This is a genomic window from Pseudomonas sp. C8002, from assembly GCF_013385765.1.
Taxonomy (GTDB): Bacteria; Pseudomonadota; Gammaproteobacteria; order Pseudomonadales; family Pseudomonadaceae; genus Aquipseudomonas.
Genome location: NZ_JACAPJ010000019.1, coordinates 23,626 through 42,624, shown reverse-complemented (window position 1 = coordinate 42,624; position 18,999 = coordinate 23,626). Strand labels below are relative to the sequence as shown.

Here is an 18,999-nt window from a genome sequence, read left to right as displayed (position 1 = left end):
CATGTCTCAAACATTGCACACCACGCTGCTGATCATCGGCGGCGGGCCTGGCGGTTACGTGGCAGCGATTCGCGCCGGCCAGCTGGGCATCCCGACCATCCTGGTGGAAGGCCAATCGCTGGGCGGCACCTGCCTGAACATCGGCTGCATTCCGTCCAAGGCGCTGATCCATGTCGCCGAACAGTTCCAGCAAACCGTGCACCACAGCCAGGGTTCGCCGTTGGGTATCGAAGTCGATGTGCCGACCCTGGACATCGGCAAAAGCGTTGAATGGAAAGACGGCATCGTCGACCGCCTGACCACCGGCGTAGCCGCGCTGCTGAAAAAACACAAGGTCCAGGTCATTCAGGGCTGGGCCAAGGTCGTGGACGGCAAGACCGTCGATGTCGGCGACCAGCGCATCCAGTGTGAACACCTGTTGCTGGCCACCGGCTCGAAAAGTGTCAACCTGCCGATGCTGCCGATTGGCGGGCCGATCATCTCCTCCACCGAAGCCCTGGCGCCGAAACGCATCCCGAAACGCTTGATCGTGGTGGGCGGCGGCTACATTGGCCTGGAATTGGGGATTGCCTATCGCAAGCTCGGTGCCGAGGTCAGCGTGGTTGAGGCCCAGGACCGGATTTTGCCGGCCTACGACGCCGAACTGACCCAACCGGTGGCCGAATCCCTGAAGCAACTGGGGGTGAAGGTGTTCCTCAAACACAGCGTCACCGGTTTCGAGAACAATACCCTGCAAGTGCGCGACCCCAGCGGCGAGACGCTGTCGCTGGAAACCGACCAGGTGTTGGTTGCCGTTGGTCGCAAACCCAACACCCAGGGCTGGAACCTCGAAGCCTTGAACCTGGACATGAACGGCTCGGCGATCAAGATCGACAGCCGTTGCCAGACCAGCATGCGCAATGTGTGGGCCATCGGCGACCTCAGCGGTGAACCGATGCTCGCCCACCGGGCCATGGCCCAGGGCGAAATGGTCGCCGAACTGATCAGCGGTAAATCCCGCGAATTCAACCCGGCCGCGATCCCGGCGGTGTGCTTCACCGACCCGGAACTGGTAGTGGTCGGCAAGACCCCGGACGAAGCCAGGGCGGCCGGGCTGGACTGCATCGTGTCGAGCTTCCCGTTCGCCGCCAATGGCCGGGCCATGACCCTGGAGTCGAAAACCGGCTTCGTGCGGGTAGTGGCGCGCCGCGACAATCACCTGATCGTCGGCTGGCAGGCGGTAGGCGTTGGCGTCTCGGAACTGTCCACGGCCTTCGGCCTGAGCCTGGAAATGGGTTCACGCCTGGAAGACGTGGCGGGCACCATCCACGCCCACCCGACCCTCGGCGAAGCGGTACAGGAAGCAGCCCTGCGGGCCCTGGGGCATGCATTGCATCTATAAAATGGCGAAGTTCAAATGTGGGAGCGGGCTTGCTCGCGAAAGCGGTGGATCAGCACCGAATGCATCGAATGACACGCCGCATTCGCGAGCAAGCCCGCTCCCACACAAGCCAAGAATGAAGTATTGTTGCGCCCATCCAGAAATAAACCATAAGCCTGCCTTCGACCAGGCGGTTGACAAAAGATAGAGGGTGTCATGGGTAACGAAAGCATCAATTGGGACAAGCTGGGTTTTGACTACATCAAGACCGACAAGCGTTTCCTCCAGACCTGGAAAGACGGCGAGTGGCAAAAAGGCACCCTGACCGACGACAACGTGCTGCACATCAGCGAGGGCTCCACCGCCCTGCACTACGGCCAGCAATGCTTTGAAGGCCTCAAGGCCTACCGCTGCAAGGACGGTTCGATCAACCTGTTCCGCCCCGACCAGAATGCCGCGCGCATGCAGCGCAGCTGTGGCCGCCTGCTGATGCCACAAGTGCCGACCGACGCCTTCATCGAAGCCTGCAAGGAAGTGGTCCGCGCCAACGAGCGGTTCATCCCGCCGTACGGCACCGGCGGCGCGCTGTACCTGCGCCCGTTCGTGATCGGCACCGGTGACAACATCGGCGTGCGCACCGCGCCGGAATTCATCTTCTCGATCTTCTGCATCCCGGTCGGCGCCTACTTCAAGGGCGGCCTGACCCCGCACAACTTCCTGATCTCCGGCTACGACCGTGCGGCTCCCAACGGCACCGGCGCAGCCAAGGTCGGTGGCAACTACGCCGCCAGCCTGATGCCCGGTTCCCTGGCGAAAAAAGCCAACTTCGCCGACTGCATCTACCTCGACCCGGCCACCCACTCGAAGATCGAAGAAGTCGGCTCGGCCAACTTCTTCGGGATCACCCACGACAACAAGTTCGTCACCCCGAACTCGCCGTCGGTGTTGCCAGGCATCACCCGCCTGTCGCTGATCGAGCTGGCAAAATCGCGCCTGGGCCTGGAAGTGGTTGAAGGCGACGTGCTGATCGACAAGCTGTCGGACTTCAAGGAAGCCGGCGCCTGCGGCACCGCCGCCGTGATCACCCCGATCGGCGGCATCGAGTACAAAGACAAGCTGCACGTGTTCTACAGCGAAAAAGAAGTCGGCCCGGTCACCCAGAAGCTCTACAAAGAGCTGACTGGCGTACAGTCCGGCGACGTCGAAGCGCCTGAGGGCTGGATCGTCAAGGTATAAGCAACACTGCAAAACCAAACTGTGGGAGCGGGCTTGCTCGCGAATACGGAGTGTCAGTCGACAGATTTATTGACTGATACACCGCATTCGCGAGCAAGCCCGCTCCCACATTTTGATTTCAGTGTTTGGAAAACCGACGTTCAGGCCTTATCCATCGGGATGTTTTCCAGGATCTTCTTGCCCATGCTGATCCGCGGCTCCGCGCCATAACCCAGCGCCTCATAAAACCCCATCACCGCGTCATTGCCACTGGTGATCTGCAGGTTGATCTTCATGCAACCCAGCGCCGTCAACGCCTGCTCCGCATGCCGCACCAACGAGGCGCCCAGGCCCTGGCGGCGATAGTCGTTGTGCACCGCCACTGAATACAACCAGCCACGATGCCCGTCGTAGCCGGCGAGGATAGTGCCGATCACCGCCTTCTTGTCGGTGGCCACGAAGAACAACCCATCGTTGACCGCCAGCTTCTTGTCGATCGCCAGGCTCGGCAGGTTATGCGCCGCGTCATAACCAAACGCCGCCTGCCACAACGCCACCACCTGCGCCCGATGGGCCCGATCGCGATAGACGCCGATGGGATGGCGGGATGACAACGCCTTCTCCATCACCAGCGTGCGCTCATTGCCATGGTAGACATCGCGCACCGTGTGGAAACCGAGCTTGGTGTAGAACGGCTCTGCCGTCAGCGAAGACGGCACATGCAACAAGGTCACCCCGGCCTCCCGGGCGCGCAGCTCGATTTCAATCATCAGCAAGCGCCCGATGCCCTGCCCTTGCAGCGCCGGATTGACGAAGACCGAGCGCACCACATTGGCGTCAAGTGCCGCCGTGGCAACGATCACCTCATCCTGAATGGCCACCAGCACCGTTCGACGCGCGAGCAACGCCACGACAGCCTCGGGAGTAAAGTTGCTCGCCACCCGCGCAATCACATCCGCCGGATAATCCCGGGCGTTGCTGTCATGCAGGGCCGCCAGGATGACCTGGCTGATGCCCTCGGCATCGGTAGTTTGGGCGAGACGAACTTCAGTGGGCATGGTTTCTCCATCCAGACAAAAAACCTCAGGCAACACAATACCAATGTGGGAGCGGGCTTGCTCGCGAAGGCGGTGTATCAGCCACCGAATTTATTAACTGACCCACCGCTTTCGCGAGCAAGCCCGCTCCCACATTTTGATCTCCACTCACCTCCACAGCCGATTCGGCTGCCCCACCCCACTTTTCAGCTTTCCCGGCTGAGCCACCCCCTCAGTTCAGCCGGGATTCTTCCTTCACACCGCACAAAATAGCCTCACTGCCCACCCCATGGACCCGTGCCCCCATGCAAACCACCAACACTGTCCTGATGATCCGCCCGGCGCACTTCGCCTTCAACCCGGACACCGCGATCAACAACCGCTTCCAGCGTGCGCCCCTCGACCCGTTGGCGGCACAGCAGAAAGCGCTGGAAGAGTTCGACGGCTACGTCGACACCCTGCGCCACCACGGCGTGGAAGTGCTGGTGGTACAAGACACCCCCGCTCCCCATACCCCGGATTCGATCTTCCCCAACAACTGGTGGAGCAGCCACGCCGACGGCAGCCTGGTGCTGTATCCGATGGAAGGCCGGAACCGACGACTGGAACGCGACAAAGGCGTGCTGCAAGTGCTGGAGCAACGCTTCGCGATCCACAACACCATCGACTTCAGCCACCTCGAACAACAGAACATGTTCCTCGAAGGCACCGGCAGCATGGTCCTCGACCGCCAGCACCGCATCAGCTACGCCTGCCATTCCGGGCGTACCCATCAGGATGCCCTCCGCCAGTTCGCCGAACGCCTTGACTACCAGGTCTGCGTATTCCACGCCGTCGACCGCCACCACGCGCCGATCTACCACAGCAACGTAATGATGAGTGTCGGCCGCGACCTCTCCGTGGTGTGCCTGCAAGCCCTGCCCGATGACCACGAGCGCCAGGCCCTTGAACGCTCCCTGCGCGATACCGGCAAAGACATCGTCGCCCTGGACTTCGATCAGTTGGAAGCCTTCGCCGGCAACATGCTGGAAGTCCACGACCGCGACGGCCAGCCGCTGCTGGTGATGTCGGCCAGCGCCTGGGGCTCGCTCAAGCCCGCCCAGCGTCAGCATGTGGAGCGTCACACCCGGCCGGTGGTGGTGAACATCGACAACATCGAACGCATCGGCGGCGGCAGTGCCCGCTGCATGTTGGCGGAAGTGCATCTGCCCACCCGCCCCTCATTTCAATAAGGAGTCTTCCCATGACCCGCTATATCGACGTCAACGACTTGAGCTACCTGGTTTCGCAAAAAGGCCTGCAAACCTGCATTACCGAGATGGCCGAGTACATCCGCGCCGACTACCTGCGCTGGCAGGACTTTGAAAAATGCGCGCGCCTGGCCAACCACTCGCCCGAGGGCGTGATCGAGCTGATGCCGGTGTCCGACGCGTCGCTGTACGCCTTCAAATACGTGAACGGCCACCCGAAAAACACCCAGAGCGGCATGCTCACCGTCATGGCCTTCGGCGCCCTGGGTGATGTGGACACCGGCAAACCGGTACTGCTGGCGGAAATGACCCTGACCACCGCGATCCGCACGGCCGCCACCTCGGCCCTGGTGGCGCGCTACCTGGCCCGGGACAACAGCCGCAGCATGGCGCTGATCGGCAACGGCTCCCAGAGTGAGTTCCAGGCCCTGGCCTTCCACGCGATGCTGGGCATCACTGAAATCCGCCTGTTCGACATCGACGCCAAGGCCACCGCCAAACTGGCCGCCAACCTCAAAGCCTTCCCGGCGATCAAGGTGATCCTGGCAGGCAGCGTTGCCGAAGCCGTGAAAGGCGCCGACATCGTCACCACCGTCACCGCCGACAAGGCCTACGCCACCATCCTCACGGACGAGATGATCGAACCGGGCATGCACCTGAATGCCGTCGGTGGCGACTGCCCCGGCAAGACCGAACTGGACCGACGAATCGTCGAACGGGCCCGCGTGATTGTCGAGTACGAGCCACAAAGCCGCATCGAAGGCGAAATCCAGCACATGCCGGAAGATTCGCCGGTCACCGAGCTGTGGCAAGTGATCAACGGCCAGGCGCCAGGCCGCGAAAACGCGCGCCAGGTCACCCTGTTCGACTCGGTAGGTTTTGCCATCGAAGACTACTCCGCCCTGCGTTACGTACTGGACGTGGCCAAGGCGCTGGACGTGGGCAGCGAACTGGAACTGGTGCCGGACCTTGCCGACCCCAAGGACCTGTTTGCCCGCCTGGCCCAAGCACCGGTGGCACAGCAGAAAAAGCGCGCCTGAGACCGCTCTGGCCTGCCGCTTTGCGTGAAAGGCAGGCCGGAAAAACCCGGTCAACAAGCCGATTCAGCGGGTGCCGCAGCCGTTTCCGCTGTGACCCGCGTTTTAACAGCACATTCCGCCCGCCGCGGCAGGGGTAAACGACACAAAAAACGCACCATCTTGAAGCATTCTCTCTGACAACAAACAGCCCAATGTGGCGAGGGAGCTTGCTCCCGCTGGAGTGCGTAGCGCTCCCGGGATTTTGGGGCCGCTGCGCAGCCCAGCGGGAGCAAGCTCCCTCGCCACAAAAGCCAGCTCGCCTTAGCTTTCAACTTTTCTACTGCCCTGACATCAATTACAAAATATAGGGAATACACATGACTCCGCTCCGATCACTTTTCGCTGCGCTGCTCCTGCCATTGGCCGCAACCGCTGCCCAGGCTCAGGAATGGAAAGAAATCCGCTTTGGGGTTTTCCCCGAATACCCACCGTTTGAATCCGTCGCCGCCGACGGCAGCCTGCAAGGTTTCGACATCGACCTGGGCAACGCCATCTGCGCCAAGCTGGAAGTCAAATGCGTGTGGGTCCACAACGAATTCGACGGCATGATCCCGGCCCTGCGCGCCCGCAAGTTCGACGCCATCATGTCCTCCATGGCCGTGACCCCGGCCCGCCAGAAAGTCATCGACTTCAGCGACCGGCTGTTCCTCAGCCCGACCTCGGTGATCACCCGCAAAAGCGCCGACTTCGGCGACACCCCCGAATCCCTGAAAGGCAAACAGGTCGGCGTGCTGCAAGGCTCGCTGCAGGAAGCCTACGCCCGTGCGCACCTGGCAAAACTTGGCGCGCAGATCAAGGCGTACCAGTCCCAGGAACAGAACTACGCCGACCTGCAAAACGGTCGTCTCGACGCCACCCTGACCGACAAGCTTGAAGCCCAGCTCAACTTCCTGTCCAAGCCTGAAGGCGCCGACTTCAAGACCGGCCCGGCCTTCAAGGACCCGACCCTGCCGCTCGACATCGCCATGGGCCTGCGCAAGAACGACAAGGACCTGGTGGAGCTGATCAACAAAGGCATCGCCGCCGTCCAGGCCGATGGCACCTACACACAGATCCAGAAGAAATACTTCGGCGATCAGGATATCTACAACGAGTGACGCCTCCTGTGGGAGCGAGCTTGTGTGGGAGCGGGCTTGCTCGCGAAAGCGGTGGGTCAGTCACACATGTATTGACTGAAACTCTGTCTTCGCGAGCAAGCCCGCTCCCACACAAGCTCGCTCCCACCGTAAAACTCTGCGCCCCATCGAGATACTTCCCATGAATGAACTCCTCAACTTGCAAGGCTTCGGCCCGCTGCTGGCCCAGGGTGCCTGGATGACGGTCAAGCTGGCGTTCCTGGCGCTGCTGCTGAGCCTGTCCCTGGGACTGCTCGCCGCCGCCGCCAAGCTCTCCAGCGTCAAGCTGCTGCGGGTTCCGGCCACGCTCTACACCACGCTGATTCGCAGCGTGCCGGACCTGGTGCTGATCCTGCTGATTTTCTACAGCCTGCAACTGTGGCTGAACGACCTGAGTGAAATGCTCGGCTGGGCCTACTTCGAAATCGACCCGTTCACCGCCGGTGTCATCACCCTCGGTTTTATCTACGGTGCGTATTTCACCGAAAACTTTCGCGGGGCGATTCTCAGCGTGCCCGCCGGCCAACTCGAAGCCGCCACCGCCTACGGCCTGAGCCGCTGGCAGCGCTTTCGCCTGGTGCTGTTCCCGCAACTGATGCGCTTTGCCCTGCCGGGCCTGGGCAACAACTGGCTGGTGTTGCTCAAGTCCACCGCGCTGGTGTCGATCATCGGCCTGTCAGACCTGGTCAAGGCCGCACAAAACGCCGGCAAGACCACCAATGACCCGCTGTACTTCCTGATCCTCGCGGGCCTGGTGTACCTGGTGATCACCACCCTCTCCAACCGCATCTTCAAACGCCTGGAACGGCGCTACAACGTGGGCATCAAGGGGATGGTGCGATGATCGAACTGATCCAGCAATACGGCCTGGCCTACCTGTTCACCGACGGTAACGGCTTTTCCGGGGTGGCGATGACCCTGTGGCTCTTCATTATCTCGGTGGTGCTGGGCTTCTTTCTGTCGATCCCGCTGGCGATCGCGCGGGTCTCGGAACACTTCTGGATTCGCTGGCCAGTGGAGGTCTACACCTACCTGTTTCGCGGCACACCGCTGTATATCCAGTTGCTGATTTGCTACACCGGCCTCTACGGCCTGGACGTGGTGCAGGACAACGCCCTGCTCAACCAGTTTTTTCGCAATGCACTGAACTGCACGCTGCTGGCGTTTGTATTGAACACGTGCGCCTACACCGTGGAAATCTTTGCCGGGGCGATTCGCAACATCCCCCACGGCGAGATCGAAGCCGCCAAGGCCTACGGCCTGCATGGCTGGCGCCTGAACCTGTTTGTGGTAGTGCCCGCCGCACTGCGTCGCGCACTGCCGGCCTACAGCAATGAAATGATCCTGATGCTGCACGCCACGTCCCTGGCGTTCACCGCCACCATTGCCGACATCCTCAAGGTGGCCCGCGACGCCAACGCCGAGACGTTCCTGACGTTCCAGGCCTTCGGCATCGCTGCCCTGTTGTACATGCTGCTGTCCTTTGCACTGGTGGGCCTGTTTCGACTGGCCGAACGTCGCTGGATGCGTTTTCTTGTTCCTACCCGAGGCTAACCCATGAATCAGTCCGCGCAGGCCCTGGCCGCTTATCCCACCGATGTACGCCCCGCTACCCAGCCGGTCGCCGTGGCCGAAAACGCCAACGTCAAACTCCAGGTCGAAGGCCTGCACAAACGCTATGGCGAGCATGAGGTGCTCAAGGGCGTTTCACTGAACGCGCGCAACGGCGACGTGATCAGCCTGATCGGCGCCAGCGGCTCCGGCAAGAGCACGATGCTGCGCTGCATCAACTTCCTCGAACAGCCGGACGCCGGGGTTATCACCCTCGATGGCATCAGCATCGAAATGCAGCAAGGCCGCGCCGGCACGCGCGCGCCGCACCAGGCGCAATTGCAGAACCTGCGCACCCGCCTGGCCATGGTGTTCCAGCACTTCAACCTGTGGAGCCACATGACCGTGCTGGAAAACATCACCATGGCGCCGCGCCGGGTGCTGGGGGTGAGCGCCGCCGAGGCGGAAAAACGCGCACGCCTGTACCTCGACAAGGTCGGCCTGCCGGGCCGGGTGGCGGACCAATACCCGGCATTCCTCTCCGGCGGCCAGCAACAGCGCGTGGCCATCGCCCGGGCCCTGGCGATGGAACCGGAGATCATTCTGTTCGACGAACCCACTTCGGCCCTCGACCCTGAACTTGTAGGAGAAGTGCTCAAAGTCATACAGACGTTGGCGGAGGAAGGTCGTACCATGCTCATGGTCACCCACGAAATGGGCTTTGCCCGCCAGGTGTCCAGCCAAGTGCTGTTCCTGCATCAGGGCCGCGTCGAGGAACAAGGCGCAGCGGATATCCTCGACCAGCCGAACAGCGAACGCTTGCAGCAATTTCTTTCCAACCGATTGAAGTGAACACCACACACCATGGATACCAAGGCCACCGGACCGAACGCCTCACCTGTGCTGGACCGCATCGATGAAGCCATCATCGACGTGTTACGGCACCAGGGACGCATCACCTACGAAAAACTCTCGTCGCTGGTGCACCTGACGCCCAGGCCGTGCCTGGAACGGGTACGCAAGCTGGAACGACGCGGAGTCATCCGGGGTTATGGGGCGATCATCGACGTGCAGATGGTCTCGCCGGGGCTGTCACTGCTGGTGCTGGTGGCCCTCTCCAACCAGAGCGGGCGCTCGGCGCAGAAGGCGTTCGAGGCATGTGTCAAAGCCTGCCCGCAAGTGTTCGAGTGCCAGTTGATCAGCGGGCCGTTCGACTACAGCCTGCGCATGCGCTGCCGGGACATGGAGCACTACCGCGTGCTGACGGAAACCTGGCTGAACAATGATGAATTGCACATCGATAAATTGGTGGCGCATCCCGAGCTGGCGGTCGTAAAAAACACCGCCACCGAACTGGCCTGAACCCGCCCCTACAGGCAATAGAGATCAAATGTGGGAGCGGGCTTGCTCGCGAATGCGGTGTATCAGTCGCTGGATGTGCTGCTGACACACCGCATTCGCGAGCAAGCCCGCTCCCACATTTAACCGTGCCCGCTTGAAATTCGCTTGCCTGGACGCGCCCCAATCATCTTCGCCTGCCCATCCCGCTGCTTGCCCGTGCGCGCCTCGCTGATCAGCCCCGGAATCAACTTGCCCTCCGGCAGATTCTTCCAGAACCGGCTCGGCAAATGCCCTTCCATCACCTTCGGATTCAACCGCGCCGGGTTAAAGATATGGCTGTAGTACGTCAACCACATCGCACTGTGGGGATCCTCGACATTCTGCGCCAACGCCTGCCATTCCACCGGGCATTGCCGCTGGTGAATCAACTGCTCCCCGTCGTAATAAACCCCATCCAGGGGCGTGGCGATCATCCAGCGATGACGCCCCATGCGCCCGACAAAATGCTGGCTGGCCACCTTCAAGATGTCGTGGGCCGGCTCATGCCACGCCACGTACTCCGGCAACTGCGGCCCCGCCTCTGCCGGCAATGCGATAAACCGCACAAACGCATGCAGGTGATGGGCCTCGCGCTGCACCTGCTTGATCCGCCGCTGCAATTCGCTGCCCAGCTTGTCCCCCGACATCATCGCCGTGCGGTCCCCATGGCTGACGCGCCACAGCACCTCATACAACAGGCTCCAGCGCTGTTCACCGTGATAACACGCGGCAGACTCCAGCAGCTCCAGCAGCGCCTTGGGAATCCGCGCCTGGAACGGCCCGCACTCGGCCGGGTACTGCTCGTCGGTGGCAAACAGGTCCGCCACCTCGGCCACGCCCCAACTCACGTGGCTGGGGTCGATCTGATGGCTGAGCAACCAGCGCGCCTGCTCGCGCCAGGTGCTGAACAGGTTGTCGCATTCCAGGCTGATCATCCCCACAGCCCCATTTGCTGCGGCTGCGGGCGGTCGCGCAGTTGTTCGCGCAGCAGCACGCTGGTGCTTTCCGCTTGCTGCGGGTGGTAGTCGCTGGTGATGAAAAACGGCTTGGCCTTGGTCAGCACACACCGCATGCGCGCCAGGTCTTCGAAGCGGATCTTGCGCTGGCGACGCAGGTCCACCAGCCGCTGGGTGGTGCGCAGGCCAATTCCGGGAATGCGCGCAATAAGCGTCGGCTCGGCCCGGTTCAAGTCCAGCGGGAACACCTCGCGGTGCTCCAGCGCCCAGGCCAGCTTGGGGTCGATATCCAGGGCCAGGTCGCCCGGCCCTTCAAACAGTTCATTGGCGCTGAACCCGTAGCTGCGCAACAGGAAATCCGCCTGGTACAAGCGGTGCTCGCGCATCAGCGGCGGCGCGGCCAGGGGCACGCTTTTCGGGCTGTTGGGGATCGGGCTGAACGCCGAGTAATACACCCGGCGCAGTTTGAAATTGCCGTACAACGCCTCGGCGCTGTGGAGAATGGTGCTGTCGTCGGTGTCATCGGCGCCGACGATCATCTGCGTGCTCTGCCCGGCCGGCGCGAAACGCGGCGCGCGGGGTTCGTTGAGCACCGTCTGCTCACCGGTATAGATGGTTTGCATGGCCTGCTTGATCGAGACGATCTGCTTCTCGGGCGCCAGGGTTTGCAGGCTCTTGTCCGTTGGCAACTCGATATTCACGCTGAGGCGATCGGCATACCGCCCCGCCTCGGCAATCAATGCCGGGTCGGCTTCGGGAATGGTCTTGAGGTGGATGTAGCCGCGAAAGTCATGCTCTTCGCGCAGGAGTTTGGCGACCCGCACCAGCTGCTCCATGGTGTAGTCGGCCGAACGGATGATGCCGGAGCTGAGAAACAGCCCGCTGACGCAGTTGCGCCGGTAAAAGTCGAGGGTCAGGGTCACCACCTCCTCCGGGCTGAAGCGTGCACGGGGCACGTCGCTGGAGCGGCGGTTGACGCAGTATTGGCAGTCGTAGAGACAGAAGTTGGTCAGCAGCACCTTGAGCAACGACACGCAGCGACCGTCGGGCGTGTAGCTGTGGCAGATGCCCATGCCATCGGTGGAACCCAGCCCCGCCTTGCCTTCCGAGCTGCGCTTGGGCGCACCGCTGCTGGCGCAGGACGCGTCGTACTTGGCGGCGTCGGCGAGGATGCTGAGTTTTTCGATCAACTGCATGGGGCTTCTACCGATACTGGTTTTTTGTACAGTATCAGCAGCCGCCCCCGCGGTTCAAGTGCAGCCTGTCAGCTGGCGGTGGCCAGCAACACGTCCTGCACCGAACGGCTCTTGCCGCGGCTGCGGTCGTGTTCGTACAGCGACGCAGCAATCTCGTCGGCACGGATCGGCAGGATCGACAGCAAGGTATCGCTCAGGCCATGGCTGGCCTGGCTGAAGCCCTGCATGTAGATGCCGGCCTTGCAGCGCTCGTCGGTGACGATGCGGTAGTCGCGGCTGACTTCAAAGTCGCCCATATAGTCGGCCAACGGTGCGAGCAACTGACGATGCATCTGGCGCTCGTAACCGGTGGCCAGTACGACGGCATCGTAATGGTTGAGGCTGGTTTCGCCGGTGGCGTTGTTGCGCAGCGCCAACTCCACACCCAGCGGCCCGGCCGTGGCTTTTTCCACGGTGGTCAGGGTACGGAACGCGTGACGGGCAATGCCGGAAACTTTCTGGCGGTAGAAGATCCCGTAGATGCGCTCGATCAGGTCCAGGTCCACCACCGAATAGTTGGTGTTGTGGTATTCGTTGACTAGGCGCTCGCGCTCGCTGCCGTTCTGCTGGAACACCAGGTCGGTGAACTCCGGCGAGAACACTTCGTTGACGAACGGGCTGTCATCCGCAGGCTTGAGGGCCGAGCCGCGCAGGATCATGTCGACCTGCACTGACGGGAAGCTGTCGTTGAGGTCGATAAACGCCTCGGCTGCGCTCTGGCCACCACCGATGATCGCGATGCGCATCGGCTTGCCGTCGACACACGGTTGCTGGGCCATGCGTTCCAGGTACTGGGAGTGATGGAACACCCGACCGTCATCCTTGAGCGCCTTGAACGACGCCGGAATACGCGGCGTACCACCGGCGCTGACCACCACCGAGCGGGTGGTGCGCACGTGCTGTTCACCCTGGGCGTCCCGGGAAATCACCCGCAGCGCCTCTACCTGCTGCTGATGCAGGATCGGCTCGATGGCCAGCACTTCCTCGCCGTAGCGGCTTTGCGCCTGGAACTGCCCGGAGACCCAGCGCAGGTAGTCGTTGTACTCCATGCGGCACGGATAGAAGGTACCCAGGTTGATGAAATCCACCAGGCGCCCGTGGGCCTTCAGGTAATTGACGAAGGAATAAGGGCTGGTGGGATTGCGCAGGGTCACCAGGTCCTTGAGGAAGGAAATCTGCAATTCACTCTGGGTGACCAGGGTGTTGCCGTGCCAGCGGTAGTCGGCCTGTTTGTCGAGGAACAGCACGTCCAGTTTGCCCTGGGCTTTCTCGCGTTCCTGCAGGGCGATGGCCAGCGCCAGGTTCGAAGGGCCGAACCCGATACCGATCAGGTCGTGAACGGCGGGCGATGCAATTGCCTGTGTCATTCCAGTGTCCTCTGGATAAGCCCCGTGGCAGTGGGGCGGGAAAGCCTCAGAGACCTGAAGGCACAGCAACAGGTCGTGTGTTGATAGGAGACGAGGACAATGAAATAAAATTTAGCTAACGCTGGAATCAGTGCGCATCCCACTCACGCATGCGCGCCCGGCAATGCTTCATGGCATTGACGATGTGTTTTTCCACCAGCGCGCGGGAAATACCCAGGCGCTCGGCGATTTGCAGGTGGGACAGGCCGTCGAGCTTGCGCAACAGGAAACTGTCACGGCAGAGCGCCGGCAGCTCGGCCAACGCGCGCTCAAGCATTTCCAGGCGCTGGCCGTGGTCCAGGCAGTGATGGGGCGAAGACAGCGAAAAACGCTCCTCGCTGTCGAGTACTTCCAGGGGTTCATCCTGGCGCAGGGCGTTGCGCCGATGACCGTCGATCACCAGGTTCAGCGCCGTGCGATAGAGAAACGCCCTGGGCTGCTCGATCGGGACCTCACTGGCACGCCCCAGCACCCGCACATAAGCGTCATGCACCACATCTTCGGCCACCTGACGGTTGCCCAGCTTGGCGTTGAGGAAACACACCAGCTCGCGATAGTAGTTTTCCAACATGACTCCCGACCGCCTGGAGGCGGCATTAGGTCCTTTGAATACGAAGATAACGGCCGATTCGATGATGGCAGTTTGAGGTGCGTGTAATTTATAGTAATTCTCATCTAGTTTTAAACAAGACTTGCGTCGCCGGCCAATTATTTTGCCTGACACACCTGTAACGGCATATGTAACGGCCTAAATCCCCGGGCAATTTCCTCGTCTACCTGTCAGCTTCCCGCTCCTGCGGGCCGATCTTTCCTGGCTGGAACTGTGCATGAAACGTCCTCGACCTGCCCGACGCGCCCTGCTTGTGGTCGCGTGCCTCATCCCCATCATCGCTTTAGCAGCCTGGCAGGTCCTGCCGCCGGGCCGGGACAAGCTGGCGACCGTCACTGTGACGCGGGGCGATATCGAAAGCAGCGTCACGGCCCTGGGTACCCTGCAACCCCGGCGCTACGTCGACGTGGGCGCCCAGGCGTCCGGACAGATTCAGAAGATTCACGTCGAGGCCGGTGCCCAGGTCAAGGAAGGCCAATTGCTGGTAGAGATCGACCCCTCCACGCAAAAAGCCAAGCTCGATGCTAGCCGCTACGCTATCGAGAACCTGCAGGCCCAGTTGCAGGAGCAACGGGCCCAGCACGAACTGGCCCGCCAGAAGTACCAGCGCCAGCAACGCCTGGAAGCCGGTAACGCCACCCGGGAAGAAGACGTGCAAACTGCCAGGGCCGAACTGAGCGCCACCCAGGCGCGGGTCGAGATGTTCCTGGCGCAGATTCGCCAGGCCAGGGCCAGCCTGCGCAGTGACGAGGCAGAGTTGGGCTACACGCGCATTTATGCGCCAATGAGCGGCACCGTGGTCGCGGTGGACGCCCGGGAAGGCCAGACCCTCAACGCCCAGCAGCAAACCCCGCTGATCCTGCGGATCGCCAAGCTTTCGCCGATGACTGTATGGGCCGAAGTCTCGGAAGCCGACATCGGCCATGTCAAACCCGGCATGACGGCCTACTTCACCACCCTGAGCGGCGGCAGCCGACGCTGGACCAGCACCGTACGGCAGATTTTGCCGATCCCGCCCAAGCCGCTCAACGAAACCAGCCAGGGCGGTGGCAGCCCGAGCAGCGCCAGCAAAAGCGGCACCGGGCGAGTGGTGCTTTACACGGTGCTGCTGGACGTCGACAACACCGATAACGCCTTGATGGCGGAAATGACCGCCCAGGTATTCTTCGTCGCCGGCCAGGCCAGGGACACCCTGACCGCGCCGGTCGCCGCCCTGCAAGGCAGCCTCGGCGGCGACAAACAGATCGCCCGCGTGGTGGCGAAAAACGGCAGCATCGAGCAACGCGAAATCCGCCTGGGCCTCAGCGACCGCCTGCGAGTCCAGGTGCTGGAAGGCCTGAACGAAGGCGATCACCTGCTGATCGGCCCGGCCGATGGCAGCGGAGGTTGAATGTCGACCCCACTGATCGAACTCAAGGGCATCCGCAAATCCTACGGCGGCGGCGATACGCCGCAGGTTGATGTGCTGCGCGGCATCGACCTGGCGATCCATGCCGGGGAATTCGTGGCGATTGTCGGCGCCTCCGGCTCCGGCAAATCCACGCTGATGAATATCCTCGGCTGCCTCGACCGCCCCACCGAGGGCGACTACCTGTTCGCCGGAGAGAACGTCGCCCAGCTCGACAGCGACGAACTCGCCTGGCTGCGCCGCGAGGCCTTCGGTTTCGTGTTCCAGGGCTATCACCTGATCCCTTCCGGCTCGGCCCAGGAAAACGTCGAGATGCCGGCGATCTATGCCGGCATCAGCGCCGCCGAACGCCATGCCCGCGCCAAGGCCCTGCTCACGCGCCTGGGCCTGGCCGAGCGCACCGGCAACCGCCCGCACCAGCTTTCCGGCGGCCAGCAACAGCGGGTGTCGATTGCCCGGGCGTTGATGAACGGCGGGCATATCATCCTCGCCGACGAACCCACCGGCGCCCTCGACAGCCACAGCGGCGCCGAGGTCATGACCCTGCTGGACGAACTGGCCAGCCAGGGCCACGTGGTCATCCTGATCACCCACGACCGCGAAGTCGCGGCGCGGGCCAATCGCATCATCGAGATCCGCGACGGGCTGATCATCAGCGACTCTGCCGACACCAGCGAGACGCCCCCCGTGGCCATCTCCGGCGCGTTGCAAGCCGTGGACCTGCGCCAGCGCCTGGCCGATGGCGCCGAGCACAACGGCGCCTGGAAAGCCGAGCTGCTGGATGCCGTGCAAGCCGCGTGGCGGGTGATGTGGATCAACCGTTTTCGCACGGCGCTGACGCTGCTGGGGATCATCATCGGCGTGGCGTCGGTGGTGGTGATGCTGGCGGTGGGCGAAGGCAGCAAGCGCCAGGTGATGGCGCAGATGGGCGCTTTCGGCTCCAATATCCTCTACGTCAGCGGGTCGGCGCCCAACCCGCGCACACCACCCGGCGTGATCACCCTCAACGACGTGGCCGCCCTGGCGGCCCTGCCTCAGGTCAAGCGCATCATGCCGGTGAACGGCGCAGAGGCCGGCGTTCGCTTTGGCAACGTCGACCATATGGCGTATGTCGGGGGCAATGACACCAATTTCCCGGCCATTTTCAACTGGCCAGTGGTCGAGGGGAGTTACTTCACCGAGGCCGACGAGCGCGCCGGAGCCACGGTGGCAGTGATCGGCAAACGGGTACGCGACAAGCTGTTCAAGGATGTGACCGACCCGATCGGGCAATACATCCTGATCGAAAACGTTCCATTCCAGGTGGTCGGTGTGCTCGCCGAAAAAGGCGCCAGCTCCGGCGACAAAGACAGCGACGACCGTATCGCCATCCCCTACTCTGCCGCCAGCGTGCGTCTGTTCGGCAGCTATAACCCCGAATACGTAGTGATTGCCGCCGCCGACGCGCGCAACGTGCACGACGCCGAACAGGCTATCAATCAGTTGTTGCTGCGCCTGCACTACGGCAAGCACGACTTTGAACTGACCAACAATGCCGCGATGATCCAGGCCGAGGCACGCACCCAGAACACCTTGTCACTGATGCTCGGCTCGATTGCCGCGATTTCGCTGCTGGTGGGAGGTATCGGGGTGATGAATATCATGCTGATGACCGTACGTGAACGCACCCGGGAAATCGGCATTCGCATGGCCACCGGGGCGCGGCAGCGGGACATCCTGCGCCAGTTCCTCACTGAAGCGGTGATGCTCTCTGTGGTCGGCGGCGTCACCGGCATCGGCCTCGCCCTGCTGGTGGGCGGCGTGCTGATCCTCAGCAACGTGGCCGTCGCGTTCTCGATTCCGGCCGCCGTGGGGGCCTTCTTCTGCGCCCTGGTCACCGGCGTTATCTTCGGTTTCATGCCGGCCCGCAAAGCCGCTCGACTTGACCCGGTCAAGGCCCTTACCAGTGAATGATCGCCCTATGAAAGTGTCCCTGACCCTCCTCGCCGCCAGCCTGCTGCTGGCCGCCTGCAGCAGCCCCGCACCGCGTCCGGGCGCAGGCATGCAACCACCGCCCGCCTGGCACAGCGCAAGCGACGCAACGGCGCTGCGGGCCAACCAGCAATGGTGGACAAGTTTCGACAGCCCCCAGCTCAACCAACTGATCGAACAGGCCCGCAGCGGCAGTTACGACCTGGCCAGCGCCATGGCCCGGGTGCGCCAGGCCCAGGCCAGCGCAGTGATAGCCGGCGCACCGTTGCTGCCTGAACTCACCGGCGCGTTCAATGCAAACCGCCAGAAGCTGCTGCGGGGCAAGGGCTACAGCCAGCTGGATGCCACCAGCAGCAACAAGGCCGTGGATTACTTCGATGCGCGCCTGAGCGCCACTTACGAAATTGATTTCTGGGGTGGCAAGCGCGCCGCCCGGGACAGCGCCGTGGAAGAGGTGCGCGCCAGCGAGTTCGACCAGGCCACCGTGGAACTGACCCTGCTGAGCGGTGTTGCGACCAGCTATACCCAGTGGCTGTCATTGCGTGAGCAACTGCGCATCGCCCAACTCAACCTGGACAACGCCCAAAACGTGTTGAAGCTGGTGCAGACTCGCCACGATGCAGGCTCCGCCACCGCCCTGGAACTGGCCCAGCAAAAAAGCCTCGTGGCCGCACAACAACGCCAACTGCCGCTGGCACAGCAACAGGCCGACGAGGCCTTGATCAGCCTCGCGGCACTGCTGGGCACACCGGTGCAGGACCTGCACCTGGCCCCGCAACCCTTCGCCCAATTGAACTGGCCGGGCATCGCCGCCGGTGTTCCCAGCCAACTGCTCAGCCGCCGTCCCGACATCGCCAGTGCCGAGGCCCGGCTGGCAGCAGCCCAGGCAGACGTCACCGTCGCCCGGGCAGCCATGTTGCCCACCCTCACCCTCAGTGCCGACCTTGGCTCGGGTGCCAACAAGCTCGCCGACGTAGTGCGCAGCCCGTTCTACAACCTCACTTCCGGCCTGGTCGCACCGATCTTCAACAATGGCCGCCTGAGCGCCGAGCGGGACAAGGCCCGGGCGCGTCAGGATGAGCTGCTGCAGACTTACCGAGGAGCGATCATCAATGGCTTTGCCGATGTGGAAAAAGCCCTGAGCAGCATTCGCGGGCTGGATGCGCAGCGTCAGTGGCAGAGCGAGGAACTGAGGGAGGCGCAGACTGCCTTTGAGATTGCCCAGAGCCGATACGAGGCCGGAGCGGAGGATCTGCTGACGGTGCTGGAGACGCAGCGTACGTTATACGCGGCGCAGGATTTGAATGTGCAATTGCGCCGATCACGGCTGAACGCAAGCATTGCGCTGTATAAGGCGCTGGGGGGCGGCTGGCAGGTGCCAGCAAGCACGATCAACTGAATGAAAGCCGGGCTTGCCCGGCTCCCA

At 62.6% G+C, this 18,999-nt stretch carries 17 protein-coding genes; 12 read left to right on the top strand and 5 right to left on the bottom strand.

Translation table 11 applies throughout. The annotated features are described in order from the left end of the window. The first annotated feature begins 1 nt into the window (after position 1). Positions 2–1,381 (top strand): dihydrolipoyl dehydrogenase, encoded by a 1,380-nt coding sequence (lpdA, locus tag HX814_RS23190; RefSeq protein ID WP_008434480.1) that lies wholly within the window; start codon positions 2–4, stop codon positions 1,379–1,381. Between the two features lie 195 nt (positions 1,382–1,576). Further along, a complete protein-coding gene (locus HX814_RS23185; protein ID WP_003212864.1) occupies positions 1,577–2,596 on the top strand; it encodes a branched-chain amino acid aminotransferase in 1,020 nt (339 codons plus the stop codon). A 140-nt stretch (positions 2,597–2,736) separates the two neighbouring features. Here HX814_RS23185 and HX814_RS23180 read toward each other — a convergent pair whose 3' ends face one another. Then, positions 2,737–3,633, bottom strand: a complete 897-nt coding sequence (locus HX814_RS23180; protein ID WP_008434482.1) for a GNAT family acetyltransferase — start codon at positions 3,631–3,633, stop codon at positions 2,737–2,739. A gap of 284 nt (positions 3,634–3,917) precedes the next feature. On the opposite strand from HX814_RS23180, the gene ctlX reads away from it, so the two are divergent. From ctlX to HX814_RS23145, 7 genes are all read left to right on the top strand, one after another. Then, positions 3,918–4,844 carry a citrulline utilization hydrolase CtlX gene (ctlX, locus tag HX814_RS23175; protein ID WP_003212867.1) on the top strand — a complete coding sequence of 309 codons (927 nt, stop codon included), beginning with the start codon at positions 3,918–3,920 and terminating at the stop codon, positions 4,842–4,844. A gap of 11 nt (positions 4,845–4,855) precedes the next feature. Then, the gene (locus tag HX814_RS23170; RefSeq protein WP_003212869.1) at positions 4,856–5,902 is read left to right on the top strand and encodes an ornithine cyclodeaminase; all 1,047 of its coding nucleotides are present in this window, start codon (positions 4,856–4,858) and stop codon (positions 5,900–5,902) included. Between the two features lie 356 nt (positions 5,903–6,258). Further along, positions 6,259–7,038: an ABC transporter substrate-binding protein gene (locus tag HX814_RS23165; RefSeq protein WP_003212870.1), complete on the top strand. Its 780-nt coding sequence runs from the start codon at positions 6,259–6,261 to the stop codon at positions 7,036–7,038. A 160-nt stretch (positions 7,039–7,198) separates the two neighbouring features. After that, positions 7,199–7,900, top strand: a complete 702-nt coding sequence (locus tag HX814_RS23160) for an ABC transporter permease (RefSeq protein ID WP_008434488.1) — start codon at positions 7,199–7,201, stop codon at positions 7,898–7,900. Beyond that, positions 7,897–8,610, top strand: a complete 714-nt coding sequence (locus HX814_RS23155; RefSeq protein WP_008434490.1) for an ABC transporter permease — start codon at positions 7,897–7,899, stop codon at positions 8,608–8,610. The genes HX814_RS23160 and HX814_RS23155 overlap by 4 nt, the downstream gene beginning before the upstream one ends. A 3-nt stretch (positions 8,611–8,613) precedes the next feature. After that, entirely contained in the window at positions 8,614–9,459 is an 846-nt protein-coding gene (locus HX814_RS23150; protein WP_256344069.1) for an ABC transporter ATP-binding protein, read from the top strand. 12 nt (positions 9,460–9,471) lie between these two features. Beyond that, on the top strand, positions 9,472–9,969 hold the full coding sequence (locus HX814_RS23145) for an Lrp/AsnC family transcriptional regulator (protein ID WP_003208571.1): 498 nt from the start codon (positions 9,472–9,474) through the stop codon (positions 9,967–9,969). 119 nt (positions 9,970–10,088) lie between these two features. Here the strand turns inward: HX814_RS23145 and HX814_RS23140 are convergent, their stop codons facing one another. From HX814_RS23140 to HX814_RS23125, 4 genes are all read right to left on the bottom strand, one after another. Then, positions 10,089–10,922, bottom strand: coding sequence for a TIGR03915 family putative DNA repair protein (locus HX814_RS23140; protein ID WP_003208569.1), 834 nt, complete (start codon positions 10,920–10,922; stop codon positions 10,089–10,091). Further along, positions 10,919–12,139 carry a putative DNA modification/repair radical SAM protein gene (locus HX814_RS23135; protein WP_003208568.1) on the bottom strand — a complete coding sequence of 407 codons (1,221 nt, stop codon included), beginning with the start codon at positions 12,137–12,139 and terminating at the stop codon, positions 10,919–10,921. The genes HX814_RS23140 and HX814_RS23135 overlap by 4 nt, the downstream gene beginning before the upstream one ends. A gap of 68 nt (positions 12,140–12,207) precedes the next feature. Next, positions 12,208–13,545: a lysine N(6)-hydroxylase/L-ornithine N(5)-oxygenase family protein gene (locus HX814_RS23130; RefSeq protein WP_003208565.1), complete on the bottom strand. Its 1,338-nt coding sequence runs from the start codon at positions 13,543–13,545 to the stop codon at positions 12,208–12,210. Positions 13,546–13,672: 127 nt separating this feature from the next. Continuing rightward, on the bottom strand, positions 13,673–14,203 hold the full coding sequence (locus HX814_RS23125) for a sigma-70 family RNA polymerase sigma factor (RefSeq protein ID WP_371315631.1): 531 nt from the start codon (positions 14,201–14,203) through the stop codon (positions 13,673–13,675). 208 nt (positions 14,204–14,411) lie between these two features. On the opposite strand from HX814_RS23125, the gene HX814_RS23120 reads away from it, so the two are divergent. Genes HX814_RS23120 through HX814_RS23110 form a run of 3 tightly spaced genes read left to right on the top strand, consistent with a single transcriptional unit; the run spans position 14,412 to position 18,972 of the window. After that, positions 14,412–15,584, top strand: a complete 1,173-nt coding sequence (locus tag HX814_RS23120; protein WP_177009566.1) for an efflux RND transporter periplasmic adaptor subunit — start codon at positions 14,412–14,414, stop codon at positions 15,582–15,584. Then, positions 15,585–17,555, top strand: a complete 1,971-nt coding sequence (locus HX814_RS23115; RefSeq protein WP_177009567.1) for a MacB family efflux pump subunit — start codon at positions 15,585–15,587, stop codon at positions 17,553–17,555. 7 nt (positions 17,556–17,562) lie between these two features. Then, positions 17,563–18,972 carry an efflux transporter outer membrane subunit gene (locus HX814_RS23110; RefSeq protein WP_134327021.1) on the top strand — a complete coding sequence of 470 codons (1,410 nt, stop codon included), beginning with the start codon at positions 17,563–17,565 and terminating at the stop codon, positions 18,970–18,972. Positions 18,973–18,999: the final 27 nt, after the last annotated feature.